Origin of the sequence: Microvirga sp. 2TAF3, from assembly GCF_052114965.1 — a bacterium.
GTDB lineage: Bacteria > Pseudomonadota > Alphaproteobacteria > Rhizobiales > Beijerinckiaceae > Microvirga.
The window spans coordinates 143,127-159,276 of the sequence record NZ_JBFRFT010000010.1 but is presented as its reverse complement, the minus strand read 5'-3'; the positions used below and the strand labels follow the sequence as shown (position 1 = coordinate 159,276).

At 60.9% G+C, this 16,150-nt stretch carries 11 protein-coding genes and 1 pseudogene; 5 read left to right on the top strand and 7 right to left on the bottom strand.

All coding sequences use genetic code 11. The features are described from left to right. Window positions 1-437 precede the first annotated feature (437 nt). Window positions 438-1,445 (bottom strand): plasmid partitioning protein RepB, encoded by a 1,008-nt coding sequence (repB, locus tag AB4Y97_RS12345; RefSeq protein WP_441999333.1) that lies wholly within the window; start codon window positions 1,443-1,445, stop codon window positions 438-440. After that, complete coding sequence (repA, locus tag AB4Y97_RS12340; protein ID WP_441999340.1) at window positions 1,442-2,641, bottom strand: plasmid partitioning protein RepA; 1,200 nt, start codon at window positions 2,639-2,641, stop codon at window positions 1,442-1,444. The genes repB and repA overlap by 4 nt, the downstream gene beginning before the upstream one ends. Window positions 2,642-2,874: 233 nt before the next feature. Here repA and AB4Y97_RS12335 point away from each other — a divergent pair, with 233 nt between their 5' ends. Both AB4Y97_RS12335 and AB4Y97_RS12330 read left to right on the top strand, forming a co-directional pair. Continuing rightward, window positions 2,875-3,132: a WGR domain-containing protein gene (locus AB4Y97_RS12335; protein WP_441999332.1), complete on the top strand. Its 258-nt coding sequence runs from the start codon at window positions 2,875-2,877 to the stop codon at window positions 3,130-3,132. Between the two features lie 127 nt (window positions 3,133-3,259). Further along, window positions 3,260-4,357 carry a P1 family peptidase gene (locus tag AB4Y97_RS12330; RefSeq protein WP_441999331.1) on the top strand — a complete coding sequence of 366 codons (1,098 nt, stop codon included), beginning with the start codon at window positions 3,260-3,262 and terminating at the stop codon, window positions 4,355-4,357. Window positions 4,358-4,504: 147 nt separating this feature from the next. Here AB4Y97_RS12330 and AB4Y97_RS12325 read toward each other — a convergent pair whose 3' ends face one another. After that, window positions 4,505-5,425, bottom strand: a complete 921-nt coding sequence (locus AB4Y97_RS12325) for a recombinase family protein (RefSeq protein ID WP_441999330.1) — start codon at window positions 5,423-5,425, stop codon at window positions 4,505-4,507. 139 nt (window positions 5,426-5,564) lie between these two features. Further along, window positions 5,565-5,789 carry a hypothetical protein gene (locus AB4Y97_RS12320; RefSeq protein WP_441999329.1) on the bottom strand — a complete coding sequence of 75 codons (225 nt, stop codon included), beginning with the start codon at window positions 5,787-5,789 and terminating at the stop codon, window positions 5,565-5,567. 1,072 nt (window positions 5,790-6,861) lie between these two features. On the opposite strand from AB4Y97_RS12320, the gene AB4Y97_RS12315 reads away from it, so the two are divergent. Further along, window positions 6,862-8,022, top strand: a complete 1,161-nt coding sequence (locus AB4Y97_RS12315) for an RHE_PE00001 family protein (RefSeq protein WP_441999328.1) — start codon at window positions 6,862-6,864, stop codon at window positions 8,020-8,022. A gap of 184 nt (window positions 8,023-8,206) precedes the next feature. Then, a complete protein-coding gene (locus AB4Y97_RS12310) occupies window positions 8,207-9,883 on the top strand; it encodes an MFS transporter (protein ID WP_441999327.1) in 1,677 nt (558 codons plus the stop codon). Between the two features lie 77 nt (window positions 9,884-9,960). Here AB4Y97_RS12310 and AB4Y97_RS12305 read toward each other — a convergent pair. From AB4Y97_RS12305 to AB4Y97_RS12295, 3 genes and pseudogenes are all read right to left on the bottom strand, one after another. Next, window positions 9,961-10,047 (bottom strand): annotated as a pseudogene (locus AB4Y97_RS12305) (IS5/IS1182 family transposase); the annotation flags it as partial. Between the two features lie 166 nt (window positions 10,048-10,213). Next, window positions 10,214-11,947, bottom strand: coding sequence for a diguanylate cyclase (locus AB4Y97_RS12300; RefSeq protein ID WP_441999326.1), 1,734 nt, complete (start codon window positions 11,945-11,947; stop codon window positions 10,214-10,216). A gap of 968 nt (window positions 11,948-12,915) precedes the next feature. Then, complete coding sequence (locus AB4Y97_RS12295; RefSeq protein WP_441999339.1) at window positions 12,916-14,766, bottom strand: potassium transporter Kup; 1,851 nt, start codon at window positions 14,764-14,766, stop codon at window positions 12,916-12,918. Window positions 14,767-15,483: 717 nt separating this feature from the next. Between AB4Y97_RS12295 and AB4Y97_RS12290 the strand changes: the two genes are divergently transcribed. Beyond that, window positions 15,484-15,999: a PTS sugar transporter subunit IIA gene (locus AB4Y97_RS12290; RefSeq protein ID WP_441999325.1), complete on the top strand. Its 516-nt coding sequence runs from the start codon at window positions 15,484-15,486 to the stop codon at window positions 15,997-15,999. Window positions 16,000-16,150 lie beyond the last annotated feature (151 nt).

The window sequence follows — 16,150 nt, the reverse complement described above, 5'->3', positions numbered from 1 at the left end:
AAGAGCGGCTCAAGGCGAGAGCTGCCCGCAGCCTCGAAGCCTTGGAAGCAGAACTCAAACCAGCCCTCGACGCCATCACTGCAAAAGATGCCCGAGGCTGGATCAGGCACGCCGGCTATGTCCTACACTGAAACCAAAAGCGCTTTAGGCGATCCGTTGTTTGTTTCTTTGTGCTGGGCTCTGAGTCTTCCATTGCCCGTTTTGTAGAAAGTTTCTTCAACGAGGCTCCTCAGGCCTTGCTAGTCCTGTGATAGCCTTGCAGGCAGGGTCGCTGTCGACCGCGCCGGCGTCCGCATCATTAGACCCTTGTAGCGACTTCCCTCTTCCGACCGTCGGGACAATCAACTGGAGATCGGGCGGCGGCTGAGAATGCGCCGGATCGCCCGCCCCGTGAGACCAGTGGCGCTCCGATGGCCTTTTGCTTTGCCGCAGCTACATCACGTAGCCCCCTCCTCTCTCGCTTTAGCAAATGCCTCTGCGAGACCTGGAAGTTGCTCGACAAGGAACGACGCGAACTCGACGCCGAATCCTGGGTCGACACTGATTTTCAGATCGCAGCCGGTCTTGCTGACCGTAGCGACCTTCTGACCTGAAGCCATGGCAATCATCTTTGCAGCTGGCTTTGCAATCTCTGAAGTCTTCGTCGATGCCGCTGCCAGCACGCGAGCAAACCGGCCGTCAGTATCGAGGCTTGCGAAGGCAGGATCAGTGATTGCTTTCTCAGCTGACTTCTTGGCCTGTGCAGTCTCAAGTGCTTCGACGAGAGCAAGCCAACGCGCCCTGCCCGCTTTTGGTGCCGGGCCAATGGCGGTCGCGATGTATTCCGGGATCGCCTTCGCTACCGCCAGATATCGACTCAGGTCGCTCTTCTCGGTCGATAGAGCCTGCATGATGACGGCACGGTCAAACTTGAGGCTCTCGAGGTGAAGCGCAAAAAATGCCTTCTCGATGAATGAGAGATCCCGGCGATCCAGGTTTTCCTTGCCCTGCGCGACGACAAGTTCCTGATCCGTTAGATTGCGAATGACAGCGCGGACTTTGATCCCGAGTCGCATCGCCGCTTTCACGCGGCGATGGCCGTAGGCGACCTGATAGCGCTTCTCGTCTTTTGGGCTCACTCTGACGAGAATTGGGACCTGCTGGCCGCTTTCACGGATGCTTTCCACCAAAGCGCCAATAGTCGTGTCCGAGGCATCGGCGATGCGGTCAGACACGAACGAGCTGTCGATCAAAGCCGGATCCAACTCGATGATTGCGGAGCCTGCCTCAACCTGGTCCGCGATCCTGGCGCTCTCTGTCAACTGCTGGAGTGACGCCCCCATGGCTGCAATTGCGCCACTGCGAAGCCGGGGCGGAACAACCGGCTGGGGGGAGGAGTTGGGAGTTCCCAACTTTTCAGAAGGCTTCGCCGAGAAGATGGCGTCCATTGCGGTCTTGCGGCTCATGCTGCACGCCCCCAAGAGTTGCGGACCATTGCTTCGAGTTCTCCGTTGACGGCATCCAGCGCTTCGATCGCACGGTCGTAGGTTTGCCGGTTCATCGTCTCTCGACCAACCTCATACAGGGTTTGCTTGGTCAGGCCGGCATCTGAAACGGCCGAGGACTTTACCATCGGGCTTGTAAGGACCGCCTCACCGAAGAGATTGCGGAGGAGCGCAGTGATGCGGGTTTGCGGCCCGTCTTGGGGTTCGTACCGGGTGATGAGGTAACGGAGAGCGTCATACCGAATCTGTCCACCGGCACCGCGCACGACCTCTAGCAGGTCATCCGTCATGGCAAGGAACTGCGACATCGACGCAATGTCGAGCATTTGTGGGTGAACAGTAATGAGAAGTGACGTCGCCGCGCAAAGGGCGGAAAGCGTCAGGAACCCGAGCTGCGGCGGGCAGTCAATGACAACCACATCATACTGGTCGGAGACGGTATCGAGGGCCTGTGCGACGCGGGTGAAGAACATCTGATCCCGTTGGCGGGACGCAAGGGCTTTCGGCGTTTCGTGCTCGAACTCCATAAGTTCGAGGTTGCCGGGCACGATGTCGAGGCCCGTGAAATAGGTGGGCCGAATGATGTCGGCTAGAGGACGACGGCTGGCATCATACCGGATCGCGCCATAGAGCGTATCCCCAGGGCCGACATCGATCTCGGGCTGGACACCGTGCAGGGCGGACAAGCTGGCCTGCGGGTCGAGGTCGACGGCCAGGACACGATAGCCTTTGAGAACTAGATATTGGGCGAGATGCGCCGATGTCGTTGTCTTTCCGCTACCGCCTTTGAAATTGACGACGGAAATAACCTGCAGGTGTTCGTCGGTTTGGCGACGGGGCAAAAATTTCCGGCCGGACTTAGTGGTCTCGTCGAAGTAAGCACGGAGCGCATGAATGTCGGCGAGAGAATATGACCGCCGCCCGTACTGGGTGATCTCTGGCTGTGGGCCATGTCCTTCGATTGATAGCTGCCGTAACCGGCTATCAGAAATTCCAAGCATCTTGGCTGCCTCACCGGATGAGAATCGGCGGAGGCTCTTTGCAGCACTTGGAGGATAGAAGGCAGCTGCCATTGCTTGCAGCTGCGAACGAAGGATCGCAGCGTGCTCGCCAATGGCAGAGCCGGATTCGGGAGACGGCATTGCAGCGTCAATCATTGCAGCGTGCTGGTTCACGGCAGCCCTTTCGTTTACGGCAAATCGACATATACACACCTATTGCCGTAAAGGTTAAGGGATTCTTCAACTCGGAGAATTTGTCGGCTCGGTTGGGAGCTCCCAACCCGATTCAATTGCTGAGAACCAGCACCCATCAATCGCATGAATCTGTTGCCATGAACCGATTCCTTATTTGAATTGGATCGGCTTACGCGCTTGCGCAACACTAAGGCATGCCGCAATCCAAGATCCAATATCTGGTCCTCGACCGCCGTGATCCTGACGCCAACATGGCCCGCTTCTACGCCCTCTCGCTCGAGGAAAGTCTCTTCGGCGACGTTGCCCTAATTCGCGAATGGGGCCGGATCGGTACCACGGGAAAGCGCAGGATCGAGTTGCACGAGAACGAGAGCAGGGCTGCCGAAGCTCTTGAGGTGTGGTTGCGCCGAAAGCAGAGGCGAGGGTACGTAACGCGGCCCGATCGAAGTTAGAACTTTACCTGGCGCCCTCGATCCCATCCAATCAACTCCTGTCCTTGGGTGCCGATCTTCCCTCGGTGCGTCATCCGTGGTGGAACGCTTAGGCGAAAGGCCCCCCAAACAAATTCATGAGGCCGCAATGAAACGTAGAACCTTCACCCGGTCCATGCTGGCCCTTTCCGCGGCTCCTCTCCTTGTCCATCGAACGAGCGCCCCTGCCGCTGCAGCTACTGAGCAAACTGATCCGCCCCTCATGGGTGGCAGCATCACGGACGTTCCTGGAATCAAGATCGGCCATCACACCCTTACCCGCCGGCCGACGGGCTGCACGGTCATTCTGTGTGAGGACGGCGCTGTGGGCGGCGTGGATGTGCGCGGCTCCGCCCCCGGCACCCGCGAGACCGACCTGCTCAATCCAACCAACGCCGTCCAGCAGGTCCAAGCTATCCTGCTCTCCGGTGGCAGTGCCTATGGGCTCGACGCCGCCACCGGGGTGATGCGCTATCTCGAGGAGCGCAAGCTCGGATTCAAGTTGCGCGCTGGCGTTGTCCCGATCGTCCCGGCGGCCATTCTGATGGACCTAGGCGTTGGCGACTTCACGATCCGCCCGGATGCCGAGGCTGGATACCAAGCCTGCCTCGCCGCCGCGTCAGGCCCAACCCCCGAGGGAAATGTCGGGGCAGGGGCGGGGGCAACGGTGGGCAAGATGTTCGGCTCTGCCTTCGCCATGAAGGGTGGCCTCGGCACCGCCAGCCACCACGTTCCTGGCACGGATATCGTCGTTGGCGCCATTGTCGCCGTGAATGCAGTCGGTGACGTCTATCATCCCGAAACACGCCAAATTCTTGCCGGAGCACGGAGCGAGAAGGGGCGGGGCTTCCGTGATGCCATGGCGGCGATCCTGGGCGGCTACCGAGTCGTCACGTCCACAGGCGGTAATACGACCATCGGGGCAGTTGCGACCAATGTCCCATTCAATAAGGCCGAGATGACCAAGATCGCCCAGATGGCCCATGACGGTTTCGCACGCAGCATTAACCCCGTGCACACCATGTCCGACGGCGATACGATCTTTGCGTTGTCCACGGGCAAGGCTTCGTCTGTCCGTGCCGATGTGTCTGCGATCGGCGCGATCGCCGCAACCGTGATGGCCCAGGCCGTGGCCCGTGCGGTGGTTCAAGCGGAGAGCCTGATGGAGCATCAACTCCCCGCCCATCGGGACTACGTAAAGGGTTGATGGAAATGCACAGCCCACCTCAGTAAGTGGGGAGGGGAGCCCATAGGGCGAGTTTCCAGCTCCAGGTGATTAGCTTTCCGGTCCGTCGACCGGGGTCGGCTCTCTGCCTCGGACCTGACCAGTGAATTCCATTGGCCCGCGAGGCTGCTAGACCGTGCTTTGCCGTGAGGCCGGCAAGGCCAGTCCGAGTTTCCTGGCACGATCGAGCTGCTGCTTCACAGACGAGGCTGACCATCTGACGCCACCTCGCGGCGTTCGCTCACGCATCCGTTCAAGCTGCGCGCCGATCTCGCGCAGGGACAATTCCGGATCGGCCATGGCGATGCCGGCAACCAGGGTCAACAGCCGATCGTCCGGGGTGCGACGAGGAGCGCGTCCGATCAGAGCCGGATCAACTATCCGCTCCTTGACCAGGCGACGCACGGACCGCCTCAGCCTCTCGACCGACCAGCGCTGGCCCTTGTTGTTGAGCACCTGCACGACGTCCTCCCAGCTGTGCTGGGGACGCATCTGCCGGACCGTGGGCAAGAAGGCGTTGGCTGTCGTCAGCAGGTCACTGAGATAGACCTTGTCGCGGGCGAGGGCGACCTTGCGGATGGCTTCAGGCCGACGCTCCCGCAGGCCTGGATTGCCGGACTTCTTGCCACGGGCATGGGCTGCCTTGATGCCAGCCTTGGTCCGCTCGGAAATGAGGGACCGCTCGAGCTGGGCGACAGCGCCGAGGACCTGCAGCGAGAACATGCCTTGCGGCGTGGACGTGTCGATTGGATCGCGGAGCGAACGGAAATGAGCTCCCTTGGCCTCAAGGGCCTCGATTACCTCGAGGAGATGGCTGACGGAGCGGGCAAGGCGATCAAGCCTAACGACCACCAGGACCTCATCCTTGCCGATATCCCGCAGCAGACCGGAGAGAACCGGCCGGGCGCGGGCCGCACCCGATCCGTGCTCCTGGTGGATGACCTCGCAGCCGGCCGCTTTGAGTTCGTCGAGCTGGGCCTCGGTTGCCTGGTCCTCCGTGGAGACGCGGGCGTAGCCGATGAGGCGTTTTTTGGAAGGGGAGGGGGCCACCTTGTGGGAATCCTGGTCCACAGACTTGGTCGAGTTAGACGCGCCTTCGGATTTACCCCAAGCACCCGCTGAATTCCATAATGCCCGTTCCGCGAAAAACTTAGGGCAGCTTCACACGGCACCCACAGACCTGAAACAGTTATCGATGGAATGGCAGATCCGATAGGCTGAACACGCCTCTATAGAGGAAGAATGCCCATCCCATTGCAATACCAATTGCCAGAATGGCCACGTACTGCAGAAGGTACTTGAATCTATCCGATAGACTTTTCGCCTTGATAACTTTGTCGAAGGCGAACTTCGCGAATACCATTAGAGCAAAGAAAGCAATAAATACCGCGAGTGCCCCATAATCCACGATCATATACTCTTCCCCGAGCTTTTTGGGTGAGCACGTAGGCCAGCCGTCCCGTCGCCAGCCCCCGGGGATTGGCTTCCTCAAGAAGCTGGATCTGCATGCAATTATCTTACGATTTTGACGCTACCAGACTGGATTTGTCTAGGAAGCATTGTTGAGTATTCGGGCTCCAGCCAAGAGCGTCCGCGGAGATGGTTAGACTGGCTCTTTACTCAATCTCAGCCCCGGCCGCTTTTTAATTCTTCCGAACACCTCAAAAAGACACCCTATCCGATTTCATAAAGGGCTTATCGGAAATTCGGAGCGATCTAATCACTCCCTGTTTACCGCCCATTATCCATCTCGATTGATCGACAAACCTGGCCGATCGGACATAAGGCGACATCAGCGGTTCTCACCCAGGCAGGACGACCCGTTTCTTGGAGTGCGCAGAAGCTCGAGTCTCGAACATAGCGGTCGTAGGTCGTCGGTCCTGTGTGCAACACGACCGCGCCCTGAGAGGTCACGATCCCTCTGGCGTGGGCACAGGTCATGCTCAGGGTCGTGGGTCCTGACTGAGCCATGGCACCGGCTGGGAGGCTCACAATGACAAGGAGCACAAAGATCGATTTCATGCGGAAGCTCTCCTCCGGCCGATCTCAGATCCCTAGCAACAAGCCCGGCTTTCTTCCGTTCCCTCAGTTTTCTCAAAACGGGGACATTGTAGCGCCAGCGCTTGCCCTAGAAGCTGGCACCCCAATGTCATGCAGAAAAGCATTTTGTACAAATATTGATGTTATTAATAAACGATCGTTTGATGACGTGGATTGAGGCTTTTGCTTAACCAGTCGGCCGGAGAGGGGCTTCCCTCCGGTACGCAAAAATGGCTTAAAACAGGGCTTTTCGGCTCATGCGGCGCCGTTGCTGAGCGCTGAAGCGCTGTCGAAAAGCGCGCGCTTGAGCATCGGTCTCGATCTCCGAGGATGCCGCTTTCCAAAGGTCTGATTTCTCTCATACCTCATGGTAGTCATGCCTTGCTTCACTTCCTCTTGCCACGCTATAGCTCGATACATCAACGGTTTAGCTTGAGGATCACAGCGTGGCTTTCGGCGGCAGGGCAGGGGAGTTTGACGACGAGCCGTTCCTGGTGCCGCGCACCTATGCTCTGCCCGAGCTGCCATGGGAGAGCATCGCCGGGCGGCTCGAGCAGATCACGATCCGCATCCTGCGCTTCGAGGCCCGGCTGGACGCTTCCGGGCTCTCGGCCGGCTGGCAGGCGCGCTGCGACATGACCGAGGCCGTGCGCGCCCTGATCCTCGACGGCCACTTGGTCGATGTCGGCGATCTCGTCCTGCACGATGCCGGCATGGACGTGCGCCACCCCACCCACGAGCTGACCCGGGCCGCCGCCGCCCTGCGGGCCAGGCGCATCGCCTTGGCCCGGAAGGCGCCCTGGCCGGTCTCCATCGACGGGCTCGCTGCCCTGCGCGGCATCGGTGGTGTGGCTGAGGCGGCGTCCGTCAGGTCGAAGGGCAGGAAGCCCGATCCCGACGATGACGCAGCCTACCCGCCCTATGCCACCGATGCCGATCCGTGGCAGGCGCACTTTGCCGCCATCGATGCCCTGCTCGACCGCACCAGCCAGGTGCTCGCCGGTGAGACCCCAATCCCGAAGAGCCGCTCACACCTGGTCTATGATCCTGATCAGGACGAGGGTGAGGCGGAAGACCTGTGGCTCGAGGTCGTCCAGCGCACCGGCCACTGGCCGGCCATTGCGGCCGCCGCCGTGGCGTGGAACGCGTGGCTCGACCTCAACCTGTACCCGCGCCTGCCCTGGCTCGGCCTGGTCCTGGCCGCCGCCCTCCTGCGGAGCAGGGGCCTGACCTCGCATCTGCTGCCGCTCGCCGCCGGGTTCAAGCAATCCAAGTTCCGGCCGCAGGGGAGGGAAGGGGCGCTGGAAAAGCTGCAGGGCTTCTGCACGGTGGTCGAGGAGGCGATTGCGCTCGGCGAAAAGGATCTCGACCGGCTCATCCTGGCGCGCGAGCTGATGAGCCGCGTGACGAACCAATGCCGCGCGAATTCCAGGCTGCCCGCGCTGGTCGAGCTGTTCCTGTCGCGCCCGCTGGTCACCGTGCCGCTCGCCGCCAAGCTGCTCAAGGTCACGCCCAAGGCGGTCGACCTGATGCTGGCCCAGCTCGGCGGCGCGCGACCGCGCGAACTCACCGGCCGCTCCCGCTACCGCGCCTGGGGTATCGTGTAAGGGCCGCCAGACCGCAGAGCTCATCGCCCCACACCATTACATCGCCGACGCCTCATTCGTCTGTTCCGCTACCCGTGCGCCCGTTTTTCCATTTCCCGTGTCGTGCGATGTCTCTGGTGCTCTGGTAGAAATCCGACCAGATCTAACCGACTTGTTGTCCAAATCCCGTGAGGACGAGCCGCCTATGCCGACAGAGCCGAAGACGTTGCACAAGGAAGGATCCCCGCTGTCGCCATTCCGGCATCGCATTTTCCTCGCTGTATGGGTCGCAAGCCTCGCGTCCAACTTAGGAGGATTGATCCAATCGGTTGGGGCCGCTTGGCTGATGGCCTCAATCAGCACATCGGCCGATCTGGTCGCGCTGGTGCAGGCATCAACCACGCTTCCAATCATGCTGTTCTCGCTTGCAGCGGGGGCCATTGCCGACAACTTCGACCGGCGCAAGCTGATGCTCGCGTCGCAGCTCTTTCTGCTGGGCGTGTCCATCGCCCTCACGATGTGCGCCTATTTCGGACTTATGACGCCCTGGCTTCTGCTTGCATTCACCTTCCTAGTCGGCTGCGGAACGGCCTTCAATGGACCGGCCTGGCAGTCGTTGGTCGGGGAGATGGTGCCGCGATCGGATCTCCCAGCCGCGATCGCCCTGAACAGCATGGGCTTCAATATCGCACGAAGTGTCGGACCCGCGATCGGCGGGATGATCGTCGCAACCATCGGCGCCTTCGCCGCCTTCGCCGTCAATGCCATCAGCTATATCGGGCTGATCCTTGTTCTGGTACGGTGGCGGCCCGCAATGCCGCCCAGGGTCCTGCCGCCGGAAACGCTCGGAACCGCGATGGCCGCGGGCATTCGCTATGTTGCGATGTCACCGCACATCGGGGTCGTGCTGTTGCGGGGCGCGGTCTTCGGACTCGCCGCAATCGCGGTTCAAGCCCTGATGCCGCTGATTGCACGCGACCTGATCCACGGCGGTCCTTTCACCTATGGTCTCCTGCTCGGTGCGTTCGGCGCCGGCGCGGTTGGCGGTGCTTTCCTGAGCACCCGCCTGCGGCAGGCTCTATCGCTCGAAGCGCTCGTGCGCCTGGCCTTCATCGGCTTCGCCATCTGCGCGACGGTAGCCGGGTTGAGTGCTTTTCCGCTCCTGACCATCGCCACGATGACCCTCGGGGGTGCGAGCTGGGTGCTGGCGCTCGCGAGCTTCAATGCGACCGTCCAGCTGTCCTCGCCGCGATGGGTCGTCGGTCGTGCCCTCGCGCTCTACCAGATGGCAACGTTCGGCGGGATGGCCGTTGGCAGTTGGATCTGGGGAGCCGCCGCCGAGCGTCTGGGAACGGCCGACGCTCTCCTGATATCCGCCGCCGTGCTGGTCGCAGGCGCAGCGCTCGGCCTGCGGTTTGCCTTGCCCGAGATGAAAACCCTGAACCTCGATCCACTCAATCGTTGGACTGAGCCTGACATCAAGGTCGACATTCGACCACGCAGCGGCCCGATCGTGATCACGATCGAGTACATCATCCGCGAACAGGATGTGGTGGCATTCTTCGCGATCATGGCTGAGCGGAAGCGGATCCGACGCCGCGACGGGGCGCGACACTGGACCCTGCTGCGTGATTTGGAGAATCCTGAGGTATGGATTGAACGCTATCATAGTCCGACTTGGCTGGAATACGTCCGGCACAACCAGCGCATGACACATGCCGACGCGATCGTCAGTGAAAGGCTGCGAGCCCTTCACCAAGGACCCGATCGGCCACGGGTGCGCCGCATGATCGAGCGTCAAACAGGGTGGCCGACCTCGGATATTGTGTCACCGGCGCACCACATTGCTGATCCCCTTACCGATCCGGTTCGGTCATCCTGACGCGGCACTCAGCGAAAGCGAGCGATCGGATCCCAAATCGGCATCGGCCAGGCGCTCGAGCAGGATGCGATGCAGGCGCGCCCACCCTTCGGCTTGGCGGGCGTAGGCGGAAGCAGTGGCCCAATGGTCGCCCAGAGGGTGTCAGGCACAAGAGCTTTGGCCATGCCCAACCAACCCTCATCCCGGTTCTGTTAGGCACCCTAAGGGCATGGCTGAGCGCCGCGCGCTGCTCAACTGGATTGCGAACATCAGCATCAGCAGCTCGACCACTGTGATGCCGCCCGAGAGCCAAGCAAAATGCTCGCTTGGAGTGCGCGAAAAGTCGAAAAGCTATTGCTTGACAAGCGCCATTCGCACGGGTGCGGACTCAACTCTGTTTCGGCCTTCTTGCTTGGCTTGGTACAGAGCCGCATCCGCCATCGTCAGGAGGTCGGCTGGGCTGGATGATGTCTGCGGGATCGAGGCTACGCCCAGCGACGCACTGATGGTAACCCCGTCAGAGGATGAGAGTTCGGAAATGCGCTTGCGGACCTCCTCTGCCTTCGTCTGCGCCGTAGCAAGGTCACTATCCGGCAGCAGGATGATCAGCTCTTCACCGCCGTAGCGGCACGCAATATCGCTTTTGCGTAACGATGCCAGGACGGCGCCCGCCACATCGCGTAGCACGGCGTCGCCTACGGCATGGCCATGTTGGTCGTTGAGTTGCTTGAAATGATCGAGATCGATCATGATGGCGGACATTGGTGAGTTCCGCCGCTCGGCCTGCACGGCAAAGCTCTCAAGCACCTCCTCCATGAAGCGGCGGTTGTAGAGGCCGGTCAGCGGATCGCGCAGGGCTTGATTGCGCAACCGCTCCCGGAGCGCAATGCTCGATAAGGCCAAGGACATGCTGTCAGCCAGAGCGACCGCCAAGGGACGAATGTCCTCCAGATCAGCCCCAGCCAAATCGCGGCTGAAAATCTGCAGGAGACCGTAGATCTCGCCGCGGGCCAGCATCGGGATTTCGAGCGTGCTCTGCCCGTCCAGCGCATGCCCGCATCGCAGGGCGCCGTATGTCCCCCGATTGATATGCGGCTTGCCCCGCTTGAGGGCCCAGCACTGGGATGGAGCGATCATCTGCGGTAATGCTGCACCTGCCTCGTCATGGCCCCAGGTCGTGGAAAGGTCGAGACGATCCCGGGAGTTGTTGAAGATGTAGAGTGCGCCGCTGAGCCCTGATAAAAGCCTCCCGGCTGTAGCGCGCAGCACTGCATTGGCATCCTCATACCCCATGGCGCTTTGCAGCATGTCAGCCATCGAAAGGAGATGCTCGACCTGCTCCCGGCTTTGAACCGCCTCGGCCATCGCCGCCGCCCGGGCCCGAGATTGACCGGCCAGTCCGCGGAAGGCCAGGACCAGCGCCGACAGGATCGCAGTTCCACTAATGATCTGAAGCGCCAGAAGGAGTGTCTGGAGGGCAGCGAGGCTGTCTTCCGTCTGGTTGGCTTTCACGGTCTTCGCAGCCAGGAACTGGTCGATATATTGCCGCAGCGTGTCCATAGCCGCCTTGGTGCCATCGAGATGAGCGCGCTGGATTGCTCCGCTGGCGCTCCCGGACTGCTCCGCCTCGATCATCTTGGCGATCTCGGACCGATAGTGGGCCACGAGGGCCGAGAAGGTTCGGGTTCCCGGTGTGCCGCCGGTCGCCCCAACCACGAATCGGTCCATCATGCCGAGCGTTTCTTTCTGATTGTCGAGAACCTCCAAGCCGACGCTGTAGGGCTGGAGGTACTCTGATCGCGACGAAAGGACGAACCCTCGCGCTCCCGTCTCAATATCGAGAAGCGCCAGTTGGACGATGCGAACGTTCCGGTTGTCGAGACGAAGTGCCAACAGACCCTGCTGCGTCTGAAAGGTATATAGAAACGCTGCGATCGTGGCCGCGATCGTGAGGATGATGACGGACGCAACGAGGATCGACAGCTTCACGGCTGTCGGGAGGCTTGCGTTCTCCGGAAGCCCGACGCTCCTTAAGAGCACCGCTTTCATGCTGGTGGGAACGGGCCTCGGACGTTTCTGTAACATTATTCGAACACTCGGGGAGAAAGGCTCGGCTGGGATGCCTGGCAGGCACCAGAGAGGGTGGTGAACCCAGTTGCTGTGAGAGCCTGTATATCCCACGATTGGGAATAATGGGAACTCGGCTTGTGCCCTTTGATGGGGAGGCAGGAAGTGTGGGGCGGCTGATACAGCCACTCGGCGCAGCGCGCATTCGTGCCGGAACAAACATCGTCCTGCGGCCATGGCCTGTTTCCTCACAGGTCCCAGCCACGGCATGTCCAACGGAAGTGAAGCGTGTGACGAAGCGGCCCTGTTGGATTAAGCAGCTATCTTTCCATGTGTGTCAGTGACCTGAAACAGATAGAAGCCGTTAAACCGTACCCCTGTCTGTGCGGCTCTCTCGTGGAAGCCTGGAGGCAGCATATCCAAAGGACGCAGAGGGCGATCAAAGGTCCATTGCTCGGGGCCAAGGAAGCCAGGGATCGGGTGGTCTTCCGGTACGGCGCAGAGAATTTCGGAGCGTTGCTTGTTCTTGAACAGATTGTAGACACAATTCCTCAGTCCCGGCTGAGCCGGACCTGATCCATGATTGAATTTCAAGATAGCCTCCAAGAGAGCCGGGGAACCCACCTGCATTGCAGCCATCATGGAGAAGGCTGCTGTACTCAGGATTGATTCGGTGCTTCTTCTGAAGGCGTAACGTCTCCGTGCGGCATTTCTGAGACTACGGCGTGACCGCATCCTCGCCCGCTTGAGCGATAGGCGCGGCGTGGTGAAACGGTCTTAGCGGATCAAGCGATTTGGATCAGAGGCTTGATCTGGGCCTTGGTATGTAAAGGGGCCCCTCAGCAAGGCACCATCATATGTGGATCCAGGAAGAAGGGGCAGGGCATGTCGCGCATGAACGAACTTACTTTCCTCTTTGCGGCTCCAGGAAGGATTGGGCCATAGGAACCGTGGACTCACGAAGTCCTCGTGAGGTTTTCGTAAGCTCAAATCTCGATCTCTGTGCCAACCTCCACCACCTGCCGGGCCGGGATCTGGAAGTAGGCGGCCGATCGCTCCGCGTTGCGCTGCATGAACGCGAAAATTGCTTCGCGCCACACCGCCATGCCACGTACCCTTTCGGTCGGGATGATGGTTTCGCGACCAATGTAGTAGGAAAGTTCATCTGGCTCGACCCCGACGAGATGGCCGCGCTCAATCGCCAGACGCACGCCTTCCGGAATGCATGGGGTCTCCATGAAGCCATAATGCAGGACAATGCGGCTGACGTTCGGCGCAATATCCATGACCTCGACCCGGTGCTCGGTCGAAACGCGCGGGACCTCTTCAGAACGAGCGGTGACGAGGAGCAGGCGCTCATGGAGTGCATGATTGTGCCTAAGGAAGTTCGTAAGCGGGAGCGGGATGCCATGGGACGACGAGGTCAGATAGACGGCCGTGCCGGGCAGGCGGATAGGTGGATGCCGATTAAGCACCTCAAGGAACTCGGCCTCAGGCTGGCGCATGTGGGCGCGGGCGGCTTGAACGAGGCGTTGCCCATTGCGCCATGTCAGCATCAGGAATGCCACCGCGGACGCAAGGAGAAGTGGGAACCAGCCGCCCTCGAAGAATTTCGTCGTGTTCGCGGCAAAGAAGATGAAATCGATGAGCAGGAAGAATCCGTTGACCAATACGACGAGCAGCGGATTATAGCCCCACCGCAACGCGATCATAGCCGCGAGCAGGGTCGTGATGGCCATGAGCAGCGAGACTGCAATGCCGTAGGCACCGGCAAGGGCGTCCGATGATCGGAACAAGAACACGGCCCCGAGCGTGGCGGCGGCCAGAAGCCAGTTTACAGCCGGCATGTAAATCTGGCCGATTTCATGGCTCGCCGTGTGCTGAATGTGGAGCCCGGGGCAGAGTCCGAGTTGGATGGCCTGCTGCGTCAGCGAAAACGCTCCTGAAATGATCGCTTGCGAGGCAATGACGGTTGCGACCGTGGCAAAGGCGACGAGTGGGTAATGGGCCCAGTCCGGCGCAAGTTGGTAGAACGGGTTGTCCGCGAATTCCGGGTGGCTGATCAGGAGCGCCGCCTGGCCGAAGTAGTTGAGCGCGAGAGCGGGAAGCGCGATGCAGAACCAGGCGAGCCGGATCGGTACGCAACCGAAGTGGCCCATATCAGCGTACATGGCCTCGCCGCCTGTGACAGCGAGGAATGCCGCCCCGAGGACCGCGAGATCGACAGCCGGTCCCGCGGATACTAGAAAATCGAGGGCGACGAGTGGATTGATAGCGACCAGGACGGAAGGCGCGTTCAGGATTCCGCGAATGCCAAGAACAGCCAGCACGACGAACCACGCCAGCATAATGGGCCCGAAGATCCTTCCGATGAATCCCGTTCCCTTCCGCTGCATCAGGAACAATCCAATGAGCACTGTAGTCGTCAGAGGAAGTACAAGCGGCGCCAAGCTGGGGGCGTCGACTTTCAGGCCTTCGATGGCGCTAAGAACGGAAATCGCCGGAGTGATCGCTCCGTCGCCGTAGAGCAGTGCAGCCCCGACCAGCCCGACGATCAGCAGCATCGCACGCCAGGTGCCAGGCCGGGCGTGCCGAGCATGCAGCAGTGCCAGCATGGCGACAATTCCGCCTTCCCCGCGGTTGTCGGCGCGCAGGATCAAGATTGCGTACTTGGCCGAGATGATGAGGATCAGGGCCCAAAGGATCAGGGATACCACTCCGAGGACTGCATCGGGGAAAACCGTGCCTTCAGGGCTCGCCGCCCTTGCGGCCTCTTTCAGGGCATAAAGCGGACTGGTGCCGATATCGCCGTAGACGACCCCCAGAGCGCCAAGCATGGCGGCCGTGGGTATGGCCGCGCCAGTCTTGGAGGTCGGGATTGCCTTCGCACGACCCATGGTCATTGCCCTCTCACGCCGCCACCCAATCTGCACCTTTAAAGAAAGGCTCCGTTCAAGCTAAACCTTTCTAGGGACGAGAGTTCCAGCCTGACCGTGGAGAGCGGTCGACCATTCGGGTATTTTCGGAGCATCAAGTTTGCGCATCTCGTTCGCCCGATCTTCCGGGGCTTCTAACTGAACCGGAACCTGGCTCCGAAGAGTCAGTGACCAATCTGGCACAATCGAGCTGCAGACGATTTTCTCACAGATCGTGAACCGCCGCATGATCGACCGATCCCCGACCGACCAAAATGCCTGCCCTTGAACACCGCGTCCTCTGCCTCTGAGACCTGCGGTGCAGGAGCGGATATTCGAAAAAAATTTGCGACGGAACTCAAGCGAGCGCATCCAGGCGTGGGGCAGACCTGCACTGTGATGTGCCGCACGAAGGCACTTAAGGATAGCCTCTGATGCGAGCTTGAACTTACCTCGCCGACAAGCGTTGCCATAATGCCATGAACACACGCTTCCTCTTGCACCGCCTGCTGTTCCGGACAGGACTTCTCCAAACGGGCTCATGAGCCCGTGGCGACGCGCCCGCGCCGCCCGGGACGAATGTCTATCCGCGTCCTGTTCCTGAACGTGTGAGATGGCCTGAGATCCGAGCCGGAATTGATGATGGCACCCACCATGATGGCATCCCTGATTTCCCCTACGCGCGTCGTCCCGCGCCTGCGCACTCGTGACGTCCGGCATGTCGTCGACGGGCTCACCCACATCATTGCGGCCGGTCTGGATCATGGCGCTGTCTGCCGCGCGGTTGTCGAGCGCGGCGAGGCGTCTACCTTCGGCTTCGGGCGTGGCGTCGCGATCCCGCACGCTGCAATCCCGGGGCTCGACAGGCCCATCGGCGCCTTCGCGCGTCTTCACCCACCGCAGGACTTCGGCGCTGCGGACGACATCCCAGCCGATCTCGTGTGCCTGCTGCTGAGCCCCGATGGCGATGATCCCACGCATCTGCGGACCCTGGCCTGCGTGGCGCGCCGGCTGCGCGACCGGGATGTTGCGGCGCGTCTCCGGTCAGCGAAGGATGCGGAGGCCATCCATGCGGTGCTGACGAGCGATGCCTGGCGTGAGCCCGAGGGTGGCCTGGGACAGGACATTCCGCCACACCATGCCCGGGCGGTTTGACAAACGGGGCAATGTGCACCAGCTTAGGAGCACTATGTTGAGCTTCGCACCATACCATCGCGGCCTGAATCGGTCAGGCAATCTCATCGCGGGCGAATAGCCCCGAGCTCGACGCGCATCCGCGCCCCGGGTTCGGGGCAGTGCAAGATCC

What these genes read in the sequence shown, in the direction of transcription:
- AB4Y97_RS12320 (WP_441999329.1), bottom strand. Translation starts at nt 5,789, where the DNA reads ATGATCGTGGATTATGGGGCACTCGCGGTATTTATTGCTTTCTTTGCT.
- repB (WP_441999333.1), bottom strand. Translation starts at nt 1,445, where the DNA reads ATGAGCCGCAAGACCGCAATGGACGCCATCTTCTCGGCGAAGCCTTCT.
- AB4Y97_RS12290 (WP_441999325.1), top strand. Translation starts at nt 15,484, where the DNA reads ATGATGGCACCCACCATGATGGCATCCCTGATTTCCCCTACGCGCGTC.
- AB4Y97_RS12330 (WP_441999331.1), top strand. Translation starts at nt 3,260, where the DNA reads ATGAAACGTAGAACCTTCACCCGGTCCATGCTGGCCCTTTCCGCGGCT.
- AB4Y97_RS12295 (WP_441999339.1), bottom strand. Translation starts at nt 14,766, where the DNA reads ATGCTTGGCGCTCTGGGGGTCGTCTACGGCGATATCGGCACCAGTCCG.
- AB4Y97_RS12300 (WP_441999326.1), bottom strand. Translation starts at nt 11,947, where the DNA reads ATGTTACAGAAACGTCCGAGGCCCGTTCCCACCAGCATGAAAGCGGTG.
- AB4Y97_RS12335 (WP_441999332.1), top strand. Translation starts at nt 2,875, where the DNA reads ATGCCGCAATCCAAGATCCAATATCTGGTCCTCGACCGCCGTGATCCT.
- AB4Y97_RS12310 (WP_441999327.1), top strand. Translation starts at nt 8,207, where the DNA reads ATGCCGACAGAGCCGAAGACGTTGCACAAGGAAGGATCCCCGCTGTCG.
- repA (WP_441999340.1), bottom strand. Translation starts at nt 2,641, where the DNA reads ATGATTGACGCTGCAATGCCGTCTCCCGAATCCGGCTCTGCCATTGGC.